The organism is Pseudomonas sp. B21-032 (assembly GCF_024748965.1).
Classification (GTDB): Bacteria; Pseudomonadota; Gammaproteobacteria; order Pseudomonadales; family Pseudomonadaceae; genus Aquipseudomonas.
Map to the genome: position 1 here is coordinate 4,000,677 of NZ_CP087180.1, position 15,726 is coordinate 4,016,402.

General features: G+C 65.3%; 14 protein-coding genes. 5 read left to right on the top strand and 9 right to left on the bottom strand.

Annotation, left to right across the window (positions count from 1 at the left end; all coding sequences use genetic code 11):
- The first annotated feature begins 17 nt into the window (after positions 1-17).
- Positions 18-1,235 (top strand): DUF3422 domain-containing protein, encoded by a 1,218-nt coding sequence (locus LOY54_RS18385; protein ID WP_258607517.1) that lies wholly within the window; start codon positions 18-20, stop codon positions 1,233-1,235.
- Between the two features lie 18 nt (positions 1,236-1,253).
- Here LOY54_RS18385 and LOY54_RS18390 read toward each other — a convergent pair whose 3' ends face one another.
- The gene (locus LOY54_RS18390; RefSeq protein ID WP_045194777.1) at positions 1,254-1,562 is read right to left on the bottom strand and encodes a hypothetical protein; all 309 of its coding nucleotides are present in this window, start codon (positions 1,560-1,562) and stop codon (positions 1,254-1,256) included.
- A 565-nt stretch (positions 1,563-2,127) separates the two neighbouring features.
- Complete coding sequence (locus tag LOY54_RS18395) at positions 2,128-3,552, bottom strand: transglycosylase SLT domain-containing protein (RefSeq protein ID WP_195886026.1); 1,425 nt, start codon at positions 3,550-3,552, stop codon at positions 2,128-2,130.
- 158 nt (positions 3,553-3,710) lie between these two features.
- Between LOY54_RS18395 and LOY54_RS18400 the strand changes: the two genes are divergently transcribed.
- The 3 genes from LOY54_RS18400 to LOY54_RS18410 all read left to right on the top strand — a co-directional run bounded on the left by LOY54_RS18400 (position 3,711) and on the right by LOY54_RS18410 (position 6,521).
- Positions 3,711-4,517: a TatD family hydrolase gene (locus LOY54_RS18400; RefSeq protein ID WP_045194781.1), complete on the top strand. Its 807-nt coding sequence runs from the start codon at positions 3,711-3,713 to the stop codon at positions 4,515-4,517.
- 86 nt (positions 4,518-4,603) lie between these two features.
- On the top strand, positions 4,604-6,082 hold the full coding sequence (locus LOY54_RS18405) for a methyl-accepting chemotaxis protein (RefSeq protein WP_045194783.1): 1,479 nt from the start codon (positions 4,604-4,606) through the stop codon (positions 6,080-6,082).
- Between the two features lie 76 nt (positions 6,083-6,158).
- Complete coding sequence (locus LOY54_RS18410; protein ID WP_258607519.1) at positions 6,159-6,521, top strand: Mpo1-like protein; 363 nt, start codon at positions 6,159-6,161, stop codon at positions 6,519-6,521.
- A gap of 6 nt (positions 6,522-6,527) precedes the next feature.
- Here the strand turns inward: LOY54_RS18410 and LOY54_RS18415 are convergent, their stop codons facing one another.
- The 3 genes from LOY54_RS18415 to LOY54_RS18425 form a co-directional block, all read right to left on the bottom strand.
- Positions 6,528-7,328 carry an acyl-CoA thioesterase II gene (locus tag LOY54_RS18415; RefSeq protein WP_045194787.1) on the bottom strand — a complete coding sequence of 267 codons (801 nt, stop codon included), beginning with the start codon at positions 7,326-7,328 and terminating at the stop codon, positions 6,528-6,530.
- Between the two features lie 82 nt (positions 7,329-7,410).
- Positions 7,411-8,181 (bottom strand): CHAD domain-containing protein, encoded by a 771-nt coding sequence (locus tag LOY54_RS18420; protein WP_258607521.1) that lies wholly within the window; start codon positions 8,179-8,181, stop codon positions 7,411-7,413.
- A 14-nt stretch (positions 8,182-8,195) separates the two neighbouring features.
- Positions 8,196-8,474, bottom strand: a complete 279-nt coding sequence (locus tag LOY54_RS18425) for a hypothetical protein (RefSeq protein ID WP_028941416.1) — start codon at positions 8,472-8,474, stop codon at positions 8,196-8,198.
- A 158-nt stretch (positions 8,475-8,632) separates the two neighbouring features.
- On the opposite strand from LOY54_RS18425, the gene LOY54_RS18430 reads away from it, so the two are divergent.
- Positions 8,633-9,673 carry a patatin-like phospholipase family protein gene (locus LOY54_RS18430; protein WP_045194791.1) on the top strand — a complete coding sequence of 347 codons (1,041 nt, stop codon included), beginning with the start codon at positions 8,633-8,635 and terminating at the stop codon, positions 9,671-9,673.
- Between the two features lie 60 nt (positions 9,674-9,733).
- On the opposite strand, the gene LOY54_RS18435 is transcribed toward LOY54_RS18430, so the two are convergent.
- The 4 genes from LOY54_RS18435 to kdpB are packed head-to-tail and all read right to left on the bottom strand — an operon-like array spanning position 9,734 to position 15,723.
- Complete coding sequence (locus LOY54_RS18435) at positions 9,734-10,426, bottom strand: response regulator (protein WP_213603759.1); 693 nt, start codon at positions 10,424-10,426, stop codon at positions 9,734-9,736.
- On the bottom strand, positions 10,423-13,077 hold the full coding sequence (locus LOY54_RS18440; RefSeq protein ID WP_258607523.1) for a sensor histidine kinase KdpD: 2,655 nt from the start codon (positions 13,075-13,077) through the stop codon (positions 10,423-10,425). The genes LOY54_RS18435 and LOY54_RS18440 overlap by 4 nt, the downstream gene beginning before the upstream one ends.
- 15 nt (positions 13,078-13,092) lie before the next feature.
- Entirely contained in the window at positions 13,093-13,653 is a 561-nt protein-coding gene (gene kdpC / locus LOY54_RS18445) for a potassium-transporting ATPase subunit KdpC (RefSeq protein ID WP_195884657.1), read from the bottom strand.
- A gap of 15 nt (positions 13,654-13,668) precedes the next feature.
- Entirely contained in the window at positions 13,669-15,723 is a 2,055-nt protein-coding gene (kdpB, locus tag LOY54_RS18450; protein ID WP_258607526.1) for a potassium-transporting ATPase subunit KdpB, read from the bottom strand.
- Between the last annotated feature and the right edge of the window lie 3 nt (positions 15,724-15,726).

Below are 15,726 nucleotides of genomic sequence, written 5' to 3' on the forward strand. Positions count from 1 at the left end.
AATACGGTCTGACCCGCATGCACGCCCAACGCACCGCCTTGCACAACGAGTTGCACGCCCGCCCGTCGCTGTATTTCGATGAGCCCGCGCATGTTTTCCACCTGGCGTTTCTCGGCGCCGATGCCGACTGCAATGCCCTGTTGCAGCGTTGCTGCCCGGGCGCCATCGAGCCCGATGCCGCCCAGGGCATCACCACGCTGGACGGCCATCCGTTCAAATGGGAGCGCCATTCCGAGTTCTTCACCCTGACCCTGGTAGTGCCCGCCGCCAGCGCCGAGCTGCACTGGAGCACTTTGCCCGCCGCCCTGGCTGCAGGTGTGGAGCCCTACCGTGAGCAGATGATTAACTCGGTGCAGGTGCTGGTACGCGATGAACACGACCTCGACCTCAGCCGTTACGGTTTCAAGGACCCCAGCGGCTCGTGCGTGGGCGGTGGCGATGCCGTGGTGTGGAGTGATTTTCGCCTGACTGCCGATGGCACCAACCGCTTCCTGTTCATCAACCGCCGGCTCAATGCCTACCGCCAGGGGCGCATGATCCGCCGCCTGCTGGAGATCGAGACCTACCGGATGATGGCGTCTTTGTCGCTGACCGCCGCCAAGGCCCTGGGCCCGCAACTGGACGCCTATGACCGCAAACTGGTGAGCCTGTCGGAGCGTAACGTCAGCAGCGACGGCGGCAACGCCAAGGCGCTGCTGGCCGATATCGCCCAGTTGTCGCGCCAGGTGGTCGGCAGCACGGTCAAGCACCGCCACCGCTTCAGCGCCACCCAGGCCTATGCGCAACTGGTGTTCGAGCGCCTGGGCGAGTTGCGCGAGAGCCATGTCGGCGATTGCCAGCGCCTGGGGGTGTTCATCGAGCGGCGCTTCAAGCCCACCGTGCGTTACTGCGCGGCCAGCGAGCAGCGTCTGGAGCACCTGGCCGAAAGCGTCGCCAACCTCGGCGACCTGTTGCAGGCGCGGGTGCAGGTGGAGATGGAAGAACAGAACGCCGAGATCCTGCGCAGCCTCAACGCCCGCGCCGACACCCAGATCAAGATCCAGCGGGCAGTCGAAGGCCTGTCGATCATCGCCATCAGCTACTACCTGCTGAGCCTGTTCAAGCTCTTATATGCCGGCCTGCACACCCTCGGCGCACAGATCACTGCCCGCGAAGCGCTGCTGGGCATGGCGCCGGTGGTGATATTGACCCTGCTGGTGATTTTGCTACGGATCAGGAAAGCCAAGGCGCATTGACGCCCGGGCCCGGGCTGCTCAGGCCCGGGTGATCAAACCCTGGCGGGCGACGCGGGTCAGGTGGCCGATAACTTCGGCAGCGTCGTCGGCGCTGGGCGACTGGATCACGGCGAGATCGAAACGGTCGTTGGCAAACTGGCCAAGGGAATCGCGGCTGTCGGCGAACTGGATAAGGAAGGCAGTGTTGCGGCTGTTGCGACGCGGCCAGCCGTCAAGGTAGCGCAGGAGGGTTGGCTGATGGCTGCCGCCCAGAAGAATACGCGGCGTGCGCGTGCCCTGGCTGGCGGGCAACGGGGTCAGGCAAACACTGGAACGTGGACAACTCATGGGGTTAGATCTCCGCCTCGCAAAACCCGCTGGGCTGCGGTGGGAGGCGTCACCGAACCAGCGTTTTAGCGGTATTTGGTGAAACCCCCTAAGAGGTAACCCTGCGCCCCGCAAGTAGCTGTTTAAATCGGCGCAAGTCAGCATCCTAGAGGCGCTGCGGGTGGAATGTCAACGGCCCTGGGACTAAAAAACCCCGGAATTTCGACAAGCCGCGCTCAGCAAGAGCGAAGCGAATTGTGCTCTTGATCTTGATCTGCTCTTGATCTATCCGGCCCCGTTAACCAGAAGGGCCGAGCGCAGGTGTTGCGAAGGGGCGAGTGCGCAGCACCTTCGGCGATAGCCGAAGTTGCGAAACGTAGAGTTGCTTGCAACTCGTAGTTCGCAATGCCCCGTAGCGACACCGGAGCGAGGGGACCCGAAGCGCAGCGCAGGGCCCCTGGTGGGGCAAGAATTTTTGCTTACTTTTTTTTCGACTGAAAAAAGTAAGGCGCCGTAAGGGCGCAAAGGTGACTCAGCATCCCCGCCCCATCCGGATCTCCCTGAACCCTAATGAGCGACACCACCCCTACTTGCGCCCATTACCCTTCCCCCCTTTGGGCTCCAGCGAAGCCCGCTCCCGATCAAACGCCAGGAAGTACTTGTTGACACTGTTCACATAGCTCACCGGCCCCATGCCCACCTGCTCCATGGCAATGCGCTCGGTCTGGAAAAACCACTGGTTACCATTGAGCCCCCGCCGCCGGGCCTCGGCGCGCATCGCCTGGACCCGCTCCGGCCCCAGGTTGTAGGCCGCCAGAGTGAAGGCCATGCGCTCACGCTCGTTGAGCTGGTTACTGGCAAAGAACTTGCGCCGGATCAGCGCCATGTAGCGGGCGCTGGCCTGAACATTGCCATCGACATTGGAAATATTGCTCACCCCCACCCGCTGGGCAGCGCTGGGGGTGATCTGCATCAGCCCATGAGCGCCACCAGCGCCGCGCGCGCTCGGGTCAAGGGAAGACTCCTTGAAGGCCACCGCTGCAAGGTTCAGCCAATCGATATTCTGTGCGCTGGCATGGCGCTGCAACACCGGCCGCAAGGCCTCCAGGCGCTTGCGGTCGCTACGCGCCAACGGGTTGTGCACCCGGTAGAGGCGCCGGTAGATCCGCTCGAACGCTGCGTCCTGGTTGGCCGGCGCCTTGTAGCCCTGCAAAAAACGATCAACGCTGGCGTGCAGCATCACCGCATCCCGGCGCACGTACCAGCGCATGGCCTCGGGGCTGGCCAGGTGCAGTTTGCGCTCGACCCGCAGCTTGGGCATGACCTTGGCCCAGCGTTCGGCAATTGGCTGCTCGACCACGGTCAGGTGAAAGATCCCGGCCTGGACCATCTCCAGCACGTCTTCCACGGCCAGCGTCGGGTCGACCCACTCGACCTTGATCGGCGCAAGCTTACGCAGGGCCAGTTTCTGGTTAATCTCGTGCAGGGTGTCGCCGGCCGCGCTGGAGCTGGTCAGCGCCAGGGTACGCCCGGACAACTGCTCGACGCGCTGGACGCTGCGCTCGCCCTTGCGCCCGACCAGCACCAGCGGCACCTTGTCGACCACCGGATCGCTGGCGCTGAGACCGCGGGTAGAGGTCGGGTCGACCAGCTCGCCAGGCGCCACCAGGTCGGCTTCGCCGCGCTGCAAGGCGGCCAGCAACTGGTCTTTGGCGCGAGGGATGATCTTCAGGCGGATTTCCTCGCCATCGCGGGCGCGGGCATTGAGGTAATGCTCGAACGCGCGCAGGCGGTGATACTCGACCCCCACCGGCTCGCCCTTGACTTCGCCGGAGCTGTTGCGGCTCTGGTTGACCAGCACCTTCAGTACCCGGCTGCTGCGGATTTGCGCAAGGTCGCGCGCCGGGGTCTTGGGCACCGCCTGTTGCGGCCCGGCCAGACGCGCGCTGGCCGGCCCGGTAGGCAGCAGCGAGAAGCTCAGCACGATCAACAAAAACAGCGCTCGGGTCATCCGTTGCGAGGTCCGCGCGTGTGGGGTTGGCGCCATAGTTTGCAGTCGTTCCATGACAATTGACCGCAAAAGACCACGACAACTCGTTGAAGTTCTTGGCTTTATCGATTTCGGTCGAGCTTTGTTATGCTGGCCGGCTTCCGGCCTGAGGTAGCACCATGCAACTCATCGACATCGGCGTCAATCTGACCAACCCAAGTTTTGCCGACAAACACCAGGCAATTCTCGAACGCGCCCTGGCCGCCGGGGTGGTGCAGATGATGGTCACCGGCACCAGCCTTGAGGGCAGCGAACAGGCCCTGGAGCTGTGCCAGCAACTCGATGAAAGCGCCCAGCACCTGTTCAGCACCGCAGGCGTGCACCCCCATGACGCCAGCAGCTGGAGCAGTGCCAGCAGCCGTCAGTTGCGGGCCTTGCTTGAGCAGCCGCGGGTGCAGGCCGTGGGTGAATGCGGGCTGGATTTCAACCGCGATTTTTCGCCGCGCCCGCAGCAGGAAAAGGCCCTGGAAGAACAGCTGGCCCTGGCGGTCGAGTTGCAGATGCCGGTGTTCCTCCACGAGCGCGACGCCAGCGAACGCCTGCTGGCGATCCTCAAGGACTTTCGCGACCGCCTGCCGGCAGCGGTAGTGCACTGCTTTACCGGCGAGCGCGCAGCGTTGTTCGGCTACCTGGACCTGGACCTGCACATCGGCATCACCGGCTGGATCTGCGACGAGCGCCGCGGCACCCACCTGCACCCGCTGGTCAGCAGCATCCCCCAAGGCCGCCTGATGCTCGAAAGCGATGCGCCCTACCTGCTGCCGCGCAGCCTGCGACCCAAACCGAAAAGCGGGCGCAACGAACCGGCGTTCCTCACCGAAGTGCTGCGTGAAGTGGCCCTGCACCGTGGCGAAAGCGTCGAGCAACTGGCCGCCCACAGCACCGCCACGGCACGGGCCTTCTTTAACCTGCCCGCGATTATTTGACGCATATCAAAACGTCTTGATGATCGAGTCGGCACAATGATGGCACCTTGCCAACAATGTTTCCGCTCAATCAGAGAAGACCTACCATGGGTGCCTGGCTTAGCAATATCTCCCTGAAATACAAGTTCTGGGCCGTGAACGCGGTCGCCTTTGTCACCACGTTGTTCCTGGTGCTGTATGCCGTGCACCTGGAGCAACAGGCGCGGGCCCAGACCGCCCAAAGCAAAGCTGAAGCCGAGGCGCAGTTGCTGGCTGCCTGGCCTGCCGGGCAAACTTTGCCGAGCAACGCCCTGTGGCTGACCTACAGCCCCGGCCAGGTACCGCAATTTGAAGGGCAAAGCCTCGATGCGCTGGCCACGGCCCAAGGCTGGGTCGAACTCGAAGGCTTGCCGTTGCTGGGTGAAAACCCTTTGACCGGCGCCCAGGTGATCAGCCGCGGCGACCAGCAGATTGCCGTGCTCGCCCCCTCCCCCAGCCTGATCCAGGTGTTCACCGACCGCTTCACCAACTACGCCGTGTGCGTACTGATCCTGATGCTGGCGATGCTCTGTGCCTCGCAATTGTTGATCCGCTTTCTGCTCAGCCAGCTCAACACCCTCAAGGATGTGATGCTGCACGTGGAAAAAACCGGCGACCTGTCGGCCCGCGTGCCGCTGGCCTGTGGCGATGAGGTCGGGCAGATGGCCAGCGCCTTCAATGCCATGCAAACCACCTACCACCGGGTGGTCAACACCGTCGCGCGCACTGCCGCGCAGCTGGATTCCGGCGCCGCGCGCCTGGCCGCGAGCATGAACGATGTGCGCCACGGCATGCTCGGCCAACAGAGCGAAACCGACCAGGCCGCCACCGCCATCAACGAAATGACTGCCACGGTCTACCACATTGCCCAGCACGCCGGTGCCACCCGCGACCTGTCGCAGAGCGCCGACTCCCTGGCCGGCAGTGGCCAGGAGGTGGTCAGCCGGGTGCAGACCTCGATTGCCGGGCTGTCCAGCGGCGTGCAGCAGACCGCCGAGATGATTCGCCAACTGGCCGACGACAGCCAGAAGATCAACGGCGTGGTCGGGGTGATCCACAGCATTGCCGAACAGACCAACCTGCTGGCCCTCAACGCTGCCATCGAGGCCGCCCGTGCCGGTGACCTGGGCCGCGGCTTTGCCGTGGTCGCCGACGAGGTGCGCAACCTGGCCAAGCGCGTACAGGCCTCCACCGACGAAATCACCACCATGGTTTCGGCGCTGCAGGCCGGTACCCGCGACGCCGTGGACTTCATGCAGGAAAGCTCGTTCAAGGCTGACGACTGCGTGCAGCAGGCCCAGGAAGCCGGCGCTGCCCTGGCGGAAATCACCAGCGCGGTGGCACAGATGCGCGAAAGCAACACGCAAATTGCCGTGGCCGCCGAGCAGCAAAGCCAGGTGGCCGAAGAAATGAACCGGGCAGTGGTAAGCATCCGCGATGTGACCGAAGAGACCGTACAGCAGACTGTCGACTCGGCCACCACCAGCAGCGAGCTGGCGACCCTGGCCGGTGAGCTGAACAAGGCCATCGGTCAGCTCAAGCTATAGGCGTCATAGCCGCCATCGATTGGCCCCTTCACCGGGGCCGCACTATTCTTCAGGCAAGACCCTGAGGAACATTTCCATGAGCAAACGCCTGCCCAACCTGCCCGCCTGGCAATGGCGTGGCTACCACCACAACCACCGCAACCCGACCAACCTGGTGCTGCACCTGATTGCCGTGCCGCTGTTCATCCTCGGCGTGCTGCTGGTGCTGTCCGGTTTGTTCTCGCTGGACCTGGGGCAACTGGCGGTGGGCATCATCGCCCTGATCGCCGGGCTCGGCCTGCAACGCCAGGGGCATCGCCTGGAGGCCCAGCAACCCGAGCCGTTCGCCAACCGCCAGGACGCCATCGGCCGCCTGCTGGTGGAGCAGTTCATCACCTTCCCGCGCTTTGTGCTCAGCGGTGCCTGGTGGCGCGCCTGGCGCGAGCGCCACCGGCATTGAGTGGCGTCAGCCGAACACTGTTACGGTCTGGCGGCTGAGCGCCAGCAACTCGCCCTTGTCGCTCCACAGCGCAGCCGCCGCATGCCCGTAACCATCGCGGGCATGTTCGGTTTCGACGTGATAGCGGCACCAGTCCAGGGTGGTCAGGCTCGCCACCGGCTGGATGAACTCGATGGTCCAGGTCAGGGTGCTGCCAGCCGCCGGCTTGTTCAGGTGTGACAGCAAGGTCGGCGGCCAGGCATCGACCAGCGCCAGCAAGTGCGCCTCGCTGATCGGCTCTTCACGCTCGCTGTCGCGAAAACGCACCCAGCCGCCCATGTCGCGGGACTTGTTGTTGCTGAACGGAATGCCGCCGATGGCCCAGCGCAGTGACACATGGCGCATGAACTCGGGGGTCACGCCCTTGATGTACGGCAGCTCCGTGCTCGACTGCTCGAGTGGTTTCATGTCTACCGCCGGCAAGGCCGGAACATCGATAAGCGAATCGCGGCCGCTGCCAAAGCTGCCCTGCATCAGGGTAACCACCTGGCCGTTCTGCACCGCGCGGCCCAGCAGCGAACTGACCGCCTTGCCTTCGCGCAGCAGTTCCACTTCAAAACTGATCGGCATTTGCGGCTCGGCCGGGCCGACAAAGGTGATGGCCAGGGAACGCACCGGGCGCCCCGGCGAGGTCTTGGCCAGCATGGCCTCATACAGCAAGGCCGCCATCAGCCCGCCGAAACAGGCGCGGCCCTGCGCCCAGCTGGAATCAATAACTACCGACTGGGGATGCTGGCGGACCGCCGTGAGCAATTGTGAGAAGTTCATGCCGACCTCAGCGATCAGGAAAAAACTGATCTTAACCAGCCAGCAAGCGGTCTACAGCACGCATTTCGGCCATTTCAGCGGGCTATCGCTGCGCAAGCTGCGCCTGCAGGCGTTCGAGGGTGGCGTCGGCGTCTTGTTCGGCTTTGGCCAACTGCGCTTGCCAATGGCTGACGCACGGCGCCAGATCGCGTTGCTGCTCGGCCTGCAGCAGCCACTGCAACAGGTCGTGCCAGCTGCCCAGGTCACTCTGGGCACGCTTGAGAGCCTTTTGCAGGCGCGAGTTGGAGTGCTGCAGTTGCGGGTAGGCTTCAGCCGCGTAGCGCACCCGTTTGATCAGCAGGCGCAGGCGATGGCGGTCGTGGGCCGGGTCGTCGAGGGCCTGACGCAGTTGCTTCCACTGTTTTTCCAGGCGTTTGTCGATGCGCTGTTGCAGCCGGCGGATCAAGCCCTGGCGCTGGGCGGCGCGCAGGAACACCGGAAAGGCGTCGATGATCGCCAGCAGGCGCGCCAGTTCGGCACTGGCGGCAACGCTGGCGAAGTTTTGCCGGCGCTGGGCCAGGCGTGCCTGCGCCGCGGCCACTTGCTGGCGCTCAAGCAGCTGCGCGGCCAGTACCTCACGGTCACGCAACGGCGTCGTCAAGCTGCCCAGGGCCTTGGCCGCAGCTTCCAGCTGATCGACACCGGGCAGCGCCCGTAATGGTCGCAGCACACTGCGCAAGCGCCGCACGCCGATGCGCAGGTCGTGCAGCGCCTCGCTGTCGGTATCGGCAACCAGGCGCGCCTGGCAGGCCAAAAGGCGCACCTGCAGGCTCAGCACCTGGGCAATGACGTGGTCGAGCATGGCCGACGACATGGTCTACTCCTGTATCAGCGCCCGGCGCGGGATTCACGAATGTAGAAGCGGGCCTTCTCGGCCTTCTTGCTGCAGCCCTCGAACGCTTCGAACTGCTGCTGGGTCTTGGCCCCGGTCAACAGCGACAGGGCTTTTGAATAACTGACAGTACCGGCGAAACCTTCGGCCTTGGCCAGGTCGAGCTCCTTCCAGGCCGAGTCCAGCTGATTGGCGCAGCTGTCGCGGTAGGCTGTCTTGCCAGCGCAACCGGTCAGAACCAGAGCAATCAGGGGCAGGCAAATCCAGGCTTTCATCGGCAATACCTCAAAAGAAAAAGTTCAGGGTGGCGACTTCGACGGTAAACAGCGAGAAAAGTGCCCTGTTCAGCGTAGCCCAGTGCCAGTGACGATTGAAGCACAGACACAATTGGGCGCATTGTTAGACCATGGAAGCAGAACACCGGGGAAGCATCATGAAAAAACGCGTCGCACTGGTTCTGGGTTCGGGCGGGGCCCGGGGCTATGCACACATCGGCGTGATCGAGGAAATCGAACGCCGTGGCTATGACATCGCCTGTATCGCCGGCTGCTCCATGGGCGCGGTGATTGGCGGAATTTATGCCGCCGGCAAGCTCGATGAATACCGCAACTGGATTGAAAGCCTGGACTACCTCGACGTCCTGCGCCTGGTGGACGTGAGCTTTCGCCTGGGGGCGATCCGTGGTGAGAAAGTCTTCGGCCAGATCCGCAAGATCGTCGGCGAGATCAACATCGAAGACCTGCGCATCCCCTACACGGCGGTGGCCACCGACCTTACCAACCAGCAGGAAATCTGGTTTCAGGAAGGCTGCCTGCACCAGGCCATGCGTGCCTCGGCGGCGATCCCCAGCCTGTTCACGCCCGTGGTGCAAGGCAATCGCATGCTGGTCGACGGCGGCATCCTCAACCCCTTGCCGATCATCCCGGTGGTGTCCAGCCACTGCGACCTGATCATCGCCGTGAACCTCAACTCGACCAACCAGAAGCAGTACCAGTTGCCAGTGATCGAACGCCCGGCGGCGTTCAAGCTGCGCTTTGACAACCTGATCAATTCGCTGGGTTCGCACTTGCCGTTCCGGCGCAAACCGGCCGAGCAACTGATGCGTATCGAGCAGGGCCTGCAACCGGAGGCGGCGCAAATCCCCAACCCCTGGCTCAGCGATGCCGCCGACCCCGAAGCCCAGCAACCGGCGGCAGCGCCAGAAATTGAAGGCGCGCCGAAATCGGCGACCGGCTCGTTCATCATCGACAACGTCGGGCCGGCGTCATTGCTGGACTTGATCAACCAGAGTTTCGAGGTGATGCAGACGTCGCTTGCGCAGTACAAGATTGCCGGCTACCCGCCGGATGTACTGATCAACGTGCCCAAGCGCGTGTGCCGGTTTTTCGAGTTCTACAAGGCGCCGGAACTGATCGCCCTGGGGCGGGAGATTGCCCGGGACACGCTGGATAACTATGAGGCGGAGCGGCGTTGATGACTAACAGCATCGCGGGGCAAGCCCGCTCCTACACTTGCTGTGGGAGCGGGCTTGGCCCTACTCCGGTCCGATCAGCCTGTACCCCACCCCGGGCTCAGTCACGATGAACCGCGGCGCCGTCGGGTCATCGCCAAGCTTCTGGCGCACATGGGCGACGACGATGCGCAGGTAATGGCTGTCGTCGACATGAGTCGGCCCCCAGATGTCCTTGAGCAGTTGCTGCTGGGTAATCACCCGCCCGGGATGGCTGGCGAGCTGCGCCAGCAGTGCATATTCCTTGCGCGTCAGCGCCACCTCGACGCCGTCCAGGGTCACCTTGCGAAACGCCAGGTCGACGGTCAACGGCCCGAAGCTCAGCGCCGAGGCGCTGGCTGATGCCTGCGGCGCCTGGCGCAGCAAGGCGCGTACGCGAGCGAGGAATTCCTGAATGCCAAAGGGCTTGGTCACGTAGTCGTTGGCGCCGTTGTCCAGGGCTTCGACCTTCTGGACTTCACTGGCACGCACCGACAGCACCAGCACCGGCACCGCGCTCCACTCGCGCAATTCACGCAGCACCTGCTGGCCGTCCATGTCCGGCAGGCCCAGGTCAAGCACCACCAGGTCCGGGCGCGCCAGTGCCGCCTGGGTCAGGCCCTCGGCGCCGCTGCCGGCTTCCACTACCTTGTAGCCCTGGGAGCTCAGGCTGATACGCAGGAACTTGCGGATTTGCGGTTCGTCATCGATGACCAGCAGGGTCGCGCTCTGGCTCATGGGGCTTCGCTTTCAGGCTCGGGTTGGGTCGGCAGCGGCAAGCATAGAGTGATGCAGGTGCCCTTGCCATCGATACCGTCGGCGACGCGGATGTGCCCGCCGTGGGCGCCGATCATGCCCTGGCAGATCGCCAGGCCCAGCCCCGTGCCCTGCCCGCCTCGATCACCACGCGCGGCGGTATAGAACATGTCGAAAATCCGCTCGCGGTCGGCTTCGGGAATGCCCGGGCCCTCATCGCTGACGGCAAAGCACAGCAACTCGCCGTCGACGCTGACCTGCAGATCGAGCCGGCCAGCCGCCGGCGAAAAGCGCGCGGCGTTCTCCAGCACATTGATCAGCGCCTGCTCGATCAACGCCGCATGCACGAACAACAGCGGCAGGTCGGCCGGCACTTCGGTGCGCAGCTGCAACGGCGCCAGCACCACCCGTAGGCGGTTCAGGGCGCTGCCGACGATGTCGCTGGGCGCCACCCAGTCGCGCGCAAGCTTGAGGCCGCCATGGCCCAGGCGGGTCATGTCGAGCAAGTTCTGGATATAGCGATCCAGGCGCTCGGCTTCATTGCGGGTGCCTTCAAGCAGTTCCTGGCGGTCGGCCTTGGGGATCGCCTCGCCGAGGGCCAGCAGGCTGTCGATGCTGCCGCGCATGGCGGTCAGCGGCGTGCGCAGGTCGTGGGACACCGAGGCCAGCAAGGCGCTGCGCAGTTGCTCGGTTTCGCCGTGCAAACGCGCCGATTCCAGCTGCTCGGCCAAGCGCGCCCGCGCCAGGGCCTGGGCCAGCGGCTGGCTCAGGGCCTTGAGCAGGCGCCGATGCTGAGCGGTCAGTTGCTCGCCCTTGTGCGGGCGCACGCCGAGCAGCGCCAGACGCGCATCGTCCACCGACAGCGGCCACCACCACCAACGACCGTTAGGCAGGGTATCGCTGCCCAGACCCGCGGCCTGGTCGTGCTGCCAGGCCCAGTCGGCGGCGGCACGCTCGTTGTCGCTGAACTGCAGGTTGCCGCCGCTGGCCACCTGCAGACGGCCTTCGGCGTCGCGCTCGAGCAGGCACACCTGCAGGTCCTGCCAGCCATCCAGGTGCTGGCCGGCGGCGGTGAATACCGCCTGGCGATCGGTGGCAGCGGTGAGCTTGCGCGACAGGTCGAGCAACTGGCTGGTCTGCTCCTGGGTTTCGCGCAAAGCCTGCAATTGCCGGCGCTGGCGCGCCGCCAGGTTGCCGGTAAGCGCCGCCATCAACAGGAAGAACAGCGAGGTCAGTACGTCTTCTTCACGCTGGATGCTGAAGGAGAAATTCGGCGGGATGAACAAAAAATCGTAGGCCAGGAACGACATCACTGCACAGGCCAATGCCGGGCCCAGGCTGCTGCGCACCGCCACCAGCAACACCGCCGCGAGGAACACCAGCGAGATGTTCGGCAGCGCCAGCACGCTGGCCACCGCCCAGGCCAGGCCGGTGGCCAGGACCGTGGCGGCGAAGGCCAACAGGTAATGACGCCAGACCCAGACCTTTTTCGCCGCTGCACTGGGCGGCTCGGGCTGGGTGTCGCGGTCGAGCACGTTGATTTCCAGGCCGTGGGCATCGCGCAGCAAGCGCGTCGCCACGCCAGCGCCGAACAGCCGCCGACGCAGGCGATCGCGCGACTGGCCGACCAGCACCAGGCTGGCGCGGCGCTCCAGGGCATGCTGGATCAGGGTCTTGGCCACCTCGCCGGCGCGCAGCAGCACCACTTCGCCGCCCAGCCGTTCGGCCAGTTGCTGGGCCGCCTGCAAGCGCTGGCGCGCGGTTTCGTCACGTAGCCGGCCGTTGTCGACGTGCACCAGGGTCCACGGCAGATGACGCCGCTGCGCCACCCGGCTGGCGTGACGCACCAGGCGTTCGGCCTGGGCATCGCCATCGACGCCAACCAGCAAACGCCCGCGCAAGGCCGGCGCATCCTGGCCAAGCTGGCGGTAACCGTGGGCCAGGTCGGCATCGACCTGGGCCGCAGCGGTTTGCATGGCCAGCTCGCGCAAGGCGGTAAGGTTGGTCTGGGTGAAGAATGCATCGATCGCCGCCCGTGCCTGCTCCGGCACGTAGACCTTGCCCTCGCGCAGGCGCTCGAGTAGTTCGCGCGGCGGCAGGTCGATCAGCACCAGTTCGAAGGCTTCCTGCAGCACCCAGTCGGGCAGGGTTTCGCGCACCTGCACACCGGTAATGCCACGCACCTGGTCGTTGAGGCTTTCCAGGTGCTGGACGTTGACCGTGGTGTAGACGTCGATGCTGGCGGCCAGCAGTTCCTGGACATCCTGCCAGCGCTTGGCATGGCGGCTGCCGGGGGCGTTACTGTGGGCCAGCTCGTCGACCAGCACCAGTTGCGGACGGGCCTTGAGCAGACCGTCGAGGTCCATTTCTTCCAGCAGCATGCCGCGGTATTCGCTGCGTAGCAGCGGCTGCTGGGGCAAGCCGCCGAGCAGCGCCTCGGTCTCGGCGCGGCCATGGGTTTCGACCACCGCCGCCAGCAGCGCCACGCCCTGGCGCAGCTGGGCATGGGCGGCCTGGAGCATGGCGTAGGTCTTGCCTACCCCCGGTGCCGCACCCAGAAATACCTTGAGCCGGCCGCGCCCTTCGCGCGGCAGCCCGGCCAACAACGCATCAGCGCGTTCGGAATTGCTCATGCTCACTGCCTGTCCTTATTTCGACGCCGGCGACAGCTGCTCAAGGGCGCTGTTCAGGGCCAGTACATTGACCACCGGCGGGCCGATCAAGGGGTGCAGGGTGGACTGCTCGACCAGTACTTGCAAGGCCTCGGGGGCAACCTTGCGCGCCGCCGCCACCCGCGGCAGCTGGTAAGCCACCGCCGCCGGCGACAGGTGCGGGTCCAGGCCGCTGCCGGAGGTGGTCAGCAAGGCCAGCGGCACCGGCCCCTGCGCTTCGATATACAACTGCGCGGCGCTGCTCTTGACCCGCTCGGCCAGCGCCGGGTTGCTCGGCGCCAGGTTGCTGGCGCTGCTCGATACCGTGGCGTAGTCACCGGCCGACGGCCGCGACTGGAACCAGGCGTCACCCTCGAAACGTTGCGCGATCAACTGCGAGCCACGCACCTGGCCCTGGCCGTCGCGCAGCAGGCTGCCATTGGCCTGCTCGGGGAAGGCCAGCTGGGCCACCCCGGTGACCACCAGCGGGTACACCGCGCCGGTGATCAATGTCATCAACAGGATCAGGCTCAGGGCCGGACGAATAGGGGTAGTCATGGTCATCTCCTTGGTTCAGACCAGCTTCAGGGCGGTGAGCAACAGGTCGATCAGCTTGATCCCGGCGAACGGCACGATCAGCCCGCCCAGGCCATAGATCAGCAGGTTGCGACGCAGCAGGTGGGCGGCGCTGGCCGCCTGTACCCGCACCCCGCGCAGGGCCAGGGGGATCAGCACGACGATGATCAGGGCGTTGAAGACGATCGCCGAGAGGATCGCGCTTTGCGGGCTGCTCAGGTGCATCAGGTTGAGCACGCCCAGTTGCGGGTAGATCGCCGCGAACAGCGCCGGGAGGATGGCGAAGTACTTGGCCACATCGTTGGCAATCGAGAAGGTGGTCAGCGCGCCGCGGGTCACCAGCAGCTCCTTGCCGACCTGGACCACATCCAGCAGCTTGGTCGGGTCGCTGTCGAGGTCGACCATGTTCGCCGCCTCACGCGCGGCCTGGGTGCCGTCGTTCATGGCCATGCCGACATCGGCCTGGGCCAGCGCCGGGGCGTCGTTGGCGCCGTCGCCGCACATCGCCACCAGGCGGCCGTCGTTCTGCTCCTGGCGAATGCGCGCCAGTTTTTTCTCCGGGGTGGCTTCGGCGAGCACGTCATCGACCCCGGCTTCGGCGGCAATCGCGGCGGCGGTCAGCGGGTTGTCACCGGTGACCATCACCGTGCGAATACCCAGTTTGCGCAATTCGGCAAAGCGCTCGCGGATGCCCGGCTTGACCACGTCCTTGAGGTGAATCACCCCCAGCAGGCGCTTGTCGGCGCAGACCAGCAAGGGCGTGCCGCCGCTCTGGGCGATCTTGTCCACTTCGCGGGCCAAGGGCGCGGGCATTTCCAGGCGTTGCATGGCGACGAAGGCCAGCACCGAGTCCACCGCGCCCTTGCGGTAGCGACGCTGCTGGTAGTCGATGCCGGACAGCCGGGTTTCGGCGCTGAAGGCTACAGGCGTGAACTGTTCGGCGTTGGGTTCGTTGAAGTCATGCAACTGGCGCAGGTATTCGACAATCGATTTACCTTCGGCGGTGTCGTCGGCCAGCGACGCCAGCAAGGCGCCCTCGCCAAGCTCGCGGGCGGTGACGCCGGGCGCGGCATGCAGGGCGCTGCAGCGGCGGTTGCCGAAGGTGATGGTGCCGGTCTTGTCGAGCATCAGCACATGCACGTCGCCTGCCGCTTCTACCGCACGGCCGGAACGGGCGATGACGTTAAGGCGTACCAGGCGATCCATGCCGGCGATGCCGATGGCCGACAGCAGGCCGCCGATGGTGGTCGGGATCAGCGTGACCAGCAGCGCCACAAGGAACACCAGCGGGATGCTGCCACCGGCGAAATGGGCGAACGGCTGCAGGGTCACCACCACCACCAGAAAGATCAGGGTCAGGCCGATCAGCAAGATGTCCAGAGCGATTTCGTTGGGGGTCTTCTGCCGCTTGGCGCCTTCGACCAGGGCGATCATGCGGTCCAGGGTCGACTCGCCGGGGTTGCTGGTGATACTGATCAGCAACCAGTCGGAGACCAGCCGGGTATTGCCGGTCACCGCCGAACGATCACCGCCGGACTCGCGGATCACCGGCGCAGACTCACCGGTAATCGCCGCCTCGTTGACCGCGGCGATACCTTCGAGCACCTCGCCGTCGCCAGGGATCATCTCCCCGGCCGAGACCTTGACCACATCGCCCTTGCGCAGGCTGGTGGCCGGGACAATCTCGAAGCTACCCGAGGCCGTCCGGCGGCGGGCACTGAGGCCCTGGCTGCCGGCCTTGAGGCTGTCGGCGCGGGCCTTGCCGCGGCCCTCGGCGAGGGCTTCGGCGAAGTTGGCAAACAGCACCGTGAACCACAGCCACAGGGCGATCTGCAGCGCCACGCCAGTCGGCACGCGGCTGTCGGGCAACAGGCACAGCAAGGTGGTGAAGATCGCGGTCAGTTCCACCACCAGCATCACCGGCGAGCGCTTGAGCTGGCGCGGGTCGAGCTTGACGAAGGCCTGCACCAGCGCCGGGCGCCACAGGGCGGCAAAGGTAGTGCGCGCAGCCTCGGGGGCCTGCGCCTTTACTTCAGGAATCGGCATGTTCATCAG

What these genes read in the sequence shown, in the direction of transcription:
- kdpC (WP_195884657.1), bottom strand. Translation starts at nt 13,653, where the DNA reads ATGACTACCCCTATTCGTCCGGCCCTGAGCCTGATCCTGTTGATGACA.
- LOY54_RS18395 (WP_195886026.1), bottom strand. Translation starts at nt 3,552, where the DNA reads ATGACCCGAGCGCTGTTTTTGTTGATCGTGCTGAGCTTCTCGCTGCTG.
- LOY54_RS18430 (WP_045194791.1), top strand. Translation starts at nt 8,633, where the DNA reads ATGAAAAAACGCGTCGCACTGGTTCTGGGTTCGGGCGGGGCCCGGGGC.
- LOY54_RS18390 (WP_045194777.1), bottom strand. Translation starts at nt 1,562, where the DNA reads ATGAGTTGTCCACGTTCCAGTGTTTGCCTGACCCCGTTGCCCGCCAGC.
- LOY54_RS18400 (WP_045194781.1), top strand. Translation starts at nt 3,711, where the DNA reads ATGCAACTCATCGACATCGGCGTCAATCTGACCAACCCAAGTTTTGCC.
- LOY54_RS18385 (WP_258607517.1), top strand. Translation starts at nt 18, where the DNA reads ATGCACGCCCAACGCACCGCCTTGCACAACGAGTTGCACGCCCGCCCG.
- LOY54_RS18420 (WP_258607521.1), bottom strand. Translation starts at nt 8,181, where the DNA reads ATGTCGTCGGCCATGCTCGACCACGTCATTGCCCAGGTGCTGAGCCTG.
- LOY54_RS18425 (WP_028941416.1), bottom strand. Translation starts at nt 8,474, where the DNA reads ATGAAAGCCTGGATTTGCCTGCCCCTGATTGCTCTGGTTCTGACCGGT.
- kdpB (WP_258607526.1), bottom strand. Translation starts at nt 15,723, where the DNA reads ATGAACATGCCGATTCCTGAAGTAAAGGCGCAGGCCCCCGAGGCTGCG.
- LOY54_RS18410 (WP_258607519.1), top strand. Translation starts at nt 6,159, where the DNA reads ATGAGCAAACGCCTGCCCAACCTGCCCGCCTGGCAATGGCGTGGCTAC.
- LOY54_RS18405 (WP_045194783.1), top strand. Translation starts at nt 4,604, where the DNA reads ATGGGTGCCTGGCTTAGCAATATCTCCCTGAAATACAAGTTCTGGGCC.
- LOY54_RS18415 (WP_045194787.1), bottom strand. Translation starts at nt 7,328, where the DNA reads ATGAACTTCTCACAATTGCTCACGGCGGTCCGCCAGCATCCCCAGTCG.
- LOY54_RS18435 (WP_213603759.1), bottom strand. Translation starts at nt 10,426, where the DNA reads ATGAGCCAGAGCGCGACCCTGCTGGTCATCGATGACGAACCGCAAATC.
- LOY54_RS18440 (WP_258607523.1), bottom strand. Translation starts at nt 13,077, where the DNA reads ATGAGCAATTCCGAACGCGCTGATGCGTTGTTGGCCGGGCTGCCGCGC.